Origin of the sequence: Coprococcus phoceensis, from assembly GCF_900104635.1 — a bacterium.
GTDB classification, from domain to species: Bacteria; Bacillota; Clostridia; order Lachnospirales; family Lachnospiraceae; genus Faecalimonas; species Faecalimonas phoceensis.
On the sequence record NZ_FNWC01000003.1, the window covers coordinates 1 to 5768 of the forward strand.

General features: G+C 43.4%; 8 protein-coding genes. 7 read left to right on the forward strand and 1 reads right to left on the reverse strand.

Annotated elements, in window-relative coordinates; translation table 11 throughout:
- The coding region (locus BQ5364_RS18140; RefSeq protein ID WP_136017777.1) for a hypothetical protein at positions 1-195 on the reverse strand (195 nt) is incomplete at its 3' end.
- Between the two features lie 503 nt (positions 196-698).
- On the opposite strand from BQ5364_RS18140, the gene BQ5364_RS18040 reads away from it, so the two are divergent.
- The 7 genes from BQ5364_RS18040 to BQ5364_RS00100 all read left to right on the forward strand — a co-directional run bounded on the left by BQ5364_RS18040 (position 699) and on the right by BQ5364_RS00100 (position 5600).
- On the forward strand, positions 699-860 hold the full coding sequence (locus BQ5364_RS18040) for a hypothetical protein (RefSeq protein ID WP_004614779.1): 162 nt from the start codon (positions 699-701) through the stop codon (positions 858-860).
- A 4-nt stretch (positions 861-864) separates the two neighbouring features.
- Positions 865-1185 (forward strand): MobC family plasmid mobilization relaxosome protein, encoded by a 321-nt coding sequence (locus BQ5364_RS00075; protein ID WP_021638906.1) that lies wholly within the window; start codon positions 865-867, stop codon positions 1183-1185.
- Complete coding sequence (locus BQ5364_RS00080) at positions 1146-2255, forward strand: relaxase/mobilization nuclease domain-containing protein (RefSeq protein WP_021638905.1); 1110 nt, start codon at positions 1146-1148, stop codon at positions 2253-2255. The genes BQ5364_RS00075 and BQ5364_RS00080 overlap by 40 nt, the downstream gene beginning before the upstream one ends.
- Positions 2245-2511 (forward strand): prefoldin domain-containing protein, encoded by a 267-nt coding sequence (locus BQ5364_RS00085; protein WP_071143404.1) that lies wholly within the window; start codon positions 2245-2247, stop codon positions 2509-2511. The genes BQ5364_RS00080 and BQ5364_RS00085 overlap by 11 nt, the downstream gene beginning before the upstream one ends.
- Before the next feature lie 188 nt (positions 2512-2699).
- A complete protein-coding gene (locus BQ5364_RS00090; protein WP_071143405.1) occupies positions 2700-3200 on the forward strand; it encodes a pyridoxamine 5'-phosphate oxidase family protein in 501 nt (166 codons plus the stop codon).
- A 97-nt stretch (positions 3201-3297) separates the two neighbouring features.
- Positions 3298-4005: a nicotinamide riboside transporter PnuC gene (gene pnuC, locus BQ5364_RS00095; protein ID WP_199484358.1), complete on the forward strand. Its 708-nt coding sequence runs from the start codon at positions 3298-3300 to the stop codon at positions 4003-4005.
- A 188-nt stretch (positions 4006-4193) separates the two neighbouring features.
- Positions 4194-5600, forward strand: coding sequence for a DNA primase small subunit (locus tag BQ5364_RS00100; RefSeq protein ID WP_021638909.1), 1407 nt, complete (start codon positions 4194-4196; stop codon positions 5598-5600).
- Positions 5601-5768: the final 168 nt, after the last annotated feature.

Sequence of the window (5768 nt, forward strand, 5' to 3'; positions counted from 1 at the left end):
TTTATCTCCGTCCAGCCATTTGCAGATGTAGTAGGCGACTACACTTGCCAAGACAGAGAGTAAGAAAGACGAAAATATACTCATGGTGGCACACCCCCTTTCTGTACCTGTATAGGGGTGGTAGCGTCGCCCATTATACCATAGTGGCAGAAATGCCACAAGAAGCCATTTCCCCTTGTTTATTATCAAAGCCATAAGGAAAAGAGTGTCAAGGGCGGTCATAGACCGCAGCGTTTACCCTTGATACTCTTTTTTGTTGGCTATAATGCCGGAGGGGAAAACGGCTGTCCGTCCGTTCCTTTACTTCCCCCCCTGTGCTTCATTGTCCGTTCCGGCGGAAGAAAGTAAAGGGTGGTCTGCGACCATTTTTTATCTGCTGTACTCGCTGATCGGCAAGCCGAAGCTCATACTGCAGATAAAAAACAAGCCCTTGACTGTCTTCCTCCTACACTTCCAAAGTCGCCCAAGAGGAAGTAAGCTCCACTATATTCTTGGCAGAATATACGCACGAATATATCCGCTTGATATAGAGTTTATATCATGCTATAATATGTGTAGCGGATATATTGCAAGTTCCCTAAAGTGTTACCACTTTAGAACTTGTGAGGGTGGCAAGCCCCCCTTCAATCCCCCTTTTCAGAGAGCCGAAAGGCTCATAGTGTGACGGTGGTAGCACCGAAGAAAGAGAGGTCAAAGGCATGAAAAAAGAAATGGATAAAATTCAGTTTGAGTACAGATACGAGGTGCAGGAGCTGATGAAAGTAATTGATAAATATGTAAAACAGAACCCGGCAGAAAAGGAAAATAAGACGCTGGAGCGTTTCTTTGACTTGCTTGATGTCATGGATATGGAGTGGTAAGGGTATGAACAAGACAAGACCAAAGCAGTTATCATTCCGAGTAAGTGAAGAAGAATACCGGCAGTTGCAGGAGAAGATTTTAGAGAGTGGAAAGAACCAGCAGGAGTATATCCTTTCCTGTGTGCTGGAGAAGCAGATCGTGAATACGGACGGTATCAAAGAACTTATCCCGGAACTGAAACGGATAGGGAACAACCTCAACCAAATAGCAAAGCGGTGTAATGAGGGGGGAATGTTGCCGAGTGAAGCGGAAGTGCGGAAGCATGGAGAGGAGCTGAACAAAGTATGGCAGTCATTAAGGCGGTATCTTCAAAGGCGGGCATAGGGCACGCAATAGATTATGTGACGAAAAAAGAAAAGACAGAGGAGAAGCTTGTCAGCGGTCTGCATTGTGAGCCGGAGACGGTCAAGGAAGAAATGCAAGCCACAAAGGAGCTGTGGGGCAAGACGGACGGAAGAACCTATAAGCATTATGTGCAATCCTACCATGAGGACGAGGAAATAACCCCGGAGCAGGCTCACAAGAACGCTGTCGAGCTGGCAGAGCATACAAAGGCATGGAAAGGGCATGAAGTTCTGATAGCCACGCATATAGACAAGGGGCATATACACACGCACTTTATTGTTAATTCCGTAAATTATGAGAACGGTCATAAGCTCCAATGGAGTAAGCACGACCTTAAAGACTTAAAGGAACGGTGCAACGAGCAGAGCCGGGAACAGGGCTTGCATGTGCCGGAGAAAGGAAAGACATTTGCTGGAGAAGTACGGGAAGAAACGGTGGCATGGAGCAAAGACACCTACCAGCTTTTGAAACAGGCAGAGCAGGGAAAGGTCAAAAGCTATGTGCAGGATATTGCCCTTGCGGTGCTGGATTGTAAGGAAACAGCGACCAGCCGGGAAACATTTATCCGGCTGATGAATGAAAGAGGGTACGGAGTGGACTGGCAGGACAGCCATAAGTACATCACATATACCGACTTAGCCAGGGAACAGGCAGGAGAAAAGGCTTGTAAAATCAGAGATAACAAGCTGGAAAAATACTACAATATGGATTTCGGAAAGGAGAGCATGGAGCATGAGTTTGAGAGAAATGCACGAACAGCAGAAGCAGAGCAGTCCAAGAGAGCAGCTTCAAGAGTTAAACCGACAGAGCCGGACAGAGCTGGAAAACAGTCTGCTCAAAGAAGCGTTGGCGATGTCGAGCGAGAACTGCGAGGAATTGATGAAGCAGTCAAATCAAGAACAAGTAAGGGCAGAGCAGAACAGGCAGAGAGACGCAGAGCAGAACAGGAAGCTCATCAGCGAGCTGAAGCAGAGCGTAGAGCTGCTGAAGAACAGCAACGAGTTGCTTCAAGACGCTATATCGGACGAGGTTGGGAGCTTGAAAGATGAGGTTAAGGAAAACACCGTCCAAGAGGTTAGAAAGGCGTTACAGGCGAATATAGAGGCTATACAGAGGGCTACAAAGCTTCTTGAGAAGCAGTCTGATACACTTACGAGCGTGATGAAGCAGAAGATCCGGGAGCTGGAGGAAAGTAAGAACAGCTTTTTCAGATATGAGGGCTTGAAGTTGTACCTGTTTTGGGGCGGTATGGTCTGCAATATTTTAGTGTTTCTTATGCTGGCATATAGCTTGTTTGGAAAGTAAAAAAGAGTGATAAATTAGAATTTTCTATTGTTTTTTGAGGTGTTATTTATTATAATAGATAATGTTAATATAGAATAAAAACTGCCAACGGGTAGTGAATGCGTAAAGCATTTGTTTGTACATCGTTAGGTCTTTGAAGATGTGCATTCAAATGCTTTTTCTTTTATAACATTAAAAGGAGAAGAACCATGTTTAGAGAAATGAGAAGATTTAAGCAGTTATTGCCACAAGAAACCGCTATAGAAATTTTGAACAGAAATACAAGCGGAACTTTAGCGTTAATCGGAGATAATGATTATCCATACGCCGTTCCTATAAGCTATGTTTATATAGATGGAAAACTGTATTTCCATTCTGCTAAAAGCGGACACAAAATTGATGCAATTATTAAACATGAAAAAGCATCTTTTTGCGTAATTGATCAAGATCATATTGTGCCGGAGAAATATACTACATATTTCAGAAGCGTCATTGCGTTCGGTAAAGTACATCTTGTAGAAGATATGAATGAAATGCGTCGTATTGCAACCTTGCTTTTTATGAAATATTCAGCAGATTACAAAGATGGAATTCCTAAAGAAATTGATTCTTCTATCAGAAACATGGCAATCATTGAAATGACAATTGAACACCTGACTGGTAAAGAAGCAATTGACCTGGTTAAAATGAAAAAAGTTGATAAAGAATAAGCACTGCCACCGGGTAGTAGATGCGTAAAGCATTCGACTGTACATCGTTAGGTCTTTGAAGATGTATATTCGGATGCTTATTTTTTTGGAGGTTATTATGAAAGAGTTTAAGGACTATTTTTCAAAAAGTGAAATTGTTTTGTGGAGTTCTTCTGTAATGGTTATTATAATTTCATTCTGTGTTTTTGACAGAATAAATTATATGACTTTGTGTGCATCGCTAATAGGAGTAACATCTTTGATATTTAACGCAAAGGGAAATCCGTTTGGACAATTACTTATGGTTGTATTCAGTTTGCTGTATGGGATTATTTCATATACCTTTTCGTATTATGGGGAGATGATTACATATCTTGGAATGACAATGCCGATGGCAATTTTTGCCTTAATATCATGGCTGAAGAATCCGTATAACGGAAACAAAGCGGAGGTTAAAGTTAATAGCATTGGAAAAAGAGAAAATGTCTGTATGTGGATTGTGACATTTGTTGTTACATTTCTATTCTATTTGATTTTGAAGTGTTTTAATACAGCTAACATCATCCCGAGCACTATATCGGTAACAACAAGTTTTCTTGCAGTATACCTTACCTTTAGGAGAAGTCCGTATTTTGCATTGGCATACGCTGCCAATGATATTGTTTTGATTATATTATGGATATTGGCAAGTCTGTATGATATTAGATATGTTTCGGTGGTAGTATGTTTTATTGCGTTCTTTGCTAATGATATATACGGATTTGTAAGTTGGAGAAAAATGAAAACCAGACAGCAAGAAATAACTAATGTTGTGAGCATAATGTAAATTCCAGTTTGTCGGTACGAAGAAAAAGGTAAAATACTGTAGTGATAAGATTAGCGGTCAAGGCGAGAGGGAGTGAGGTGTAGGTATTGACACCAAAAAGGCACTCCCTTATACTTGAGAGAAAAAGGTGCAAAAACCTATTGATAAGATTAGCGGTCAAGGCGAGAGGGAGTGAGGTGTAAAAGACTATGGCAAAATACACCAAAAGGAGAGATAAAAGAGGGTATGAGTGGAAGTCTGCTTATCGGGAGAAAGAAGCTCTTATGCTGGAGAGGGGATACCCGGAAGTAAGTCCTCATGATTTCTATCGAGAGTTGTTTCCGACTGGTAGTCTGCAGCAAGAGCCGGGGGACGGAAAAGGTAATATTATAGCGACACAGATTAGACCGTCCGGCAAAGGAAGAACCCGGCAGTGGGTAATTGATGATAGTCTGAAAATGCTGGATAAGGTCATAGGAGATAGGTTTGGGCTGATACCGCCTATTAGTTTTTACGGGAAGTCACACACGAAAGAGAACGCTCATGAGCTGTTTGCGGTGGTGGTGGATGTGGATTATGTAGGCAAACAGCAGTTAAAGAACCTGTTGAAGCAGTTTGGGAATGGTGTGCAGCTTCGTCCGACTTATCTTGTCAGCTCCGGCAAGGGGGTACATCTTTACTATTTCTTGCAGGAGCCGGTTCAGTTGTATCGAAACCGGGAAGAAGTGCTTGCGGAGCTGAAAGAAGCCTTTATCCGGCGGCTATGGAATGATACCAGCTCTATCCGTCCGGACAGCCCGGATATAACCGGAATTTATCAAGGTTTCCGGTGTGTGGGGAGTCAGTCGAAGCTGGGTGCAGATTTCCCAGTAAAAGCCTATAAGCTGTCAGAGAACCGTTACACGCTGGAGGACATAAAAGCCAGCATACCGAGCTGTAAGGTAGACCTTGCTCCGTTGTACGAGAAGCCGAGAAGAAAAAGTACCGTTACGCTGGAAGAAGCAAAGGAGCTGTACCCGGAATGGTATGAGAAGCGGATCGTGCAGGGAGAGCCGAAGCAGAAAAGTAAGAAGCAGGGCGGTACGTGGGTATGTAACGAAGCTTTATATGAGTGGTGGAAACGGAAAATAACCGAGGAAGTGAAAGCCGGAGGGCGTTACTTTTCTATTATGGCGTTGTGCTCTTATGGCTTGAAGTGTGGCATATCCGAGCAGAAGATACGGAGAGACGCCTATGCGTTCTTGGACCATTTAGAGAGCCTTACCGAGGACGAGGACAACCATTTCAGCCGGGCAGATGTGAAAGACGCTCTCCGGGCATTGAAAGGGGACAGAAAAAGGTTGTCAACGATAGCAAGCCGGGAATGGATAGAGGACAACACAAAGGTTACGATACCAGCAAATAAGCGAAATTACAGAAAACAAGAGGCTCATTTATATCTTGCAAGGCGAAAAAAAGAGGATATGAAAGTTATAGGCGAAGTAGTAAAAGAGGGCAGACCAACAGCAGAGCGGACAGTCAGAGAATGGCAGGAGAGCCACCCGGCAGGAAAGAAAGCGGACTGCATTCGAGAGACAGGACTTGCAAAGCATACGGTTTATAAGTGGTGGAAGTAGGGCATACTTGAAATGCCGAAAGGCATATGCTATAATGCCAATAGGCAAGAAAGACGAAAGTGCTCATTGTGGCACGCAAAAAGCCCCGGAGTTGCGACCTCCGGGGCTTTTCTATTCCGTTGTGGCAAGGTGGCTTATGCCTTAGGCTGGCTACCGCCTATTTATCTC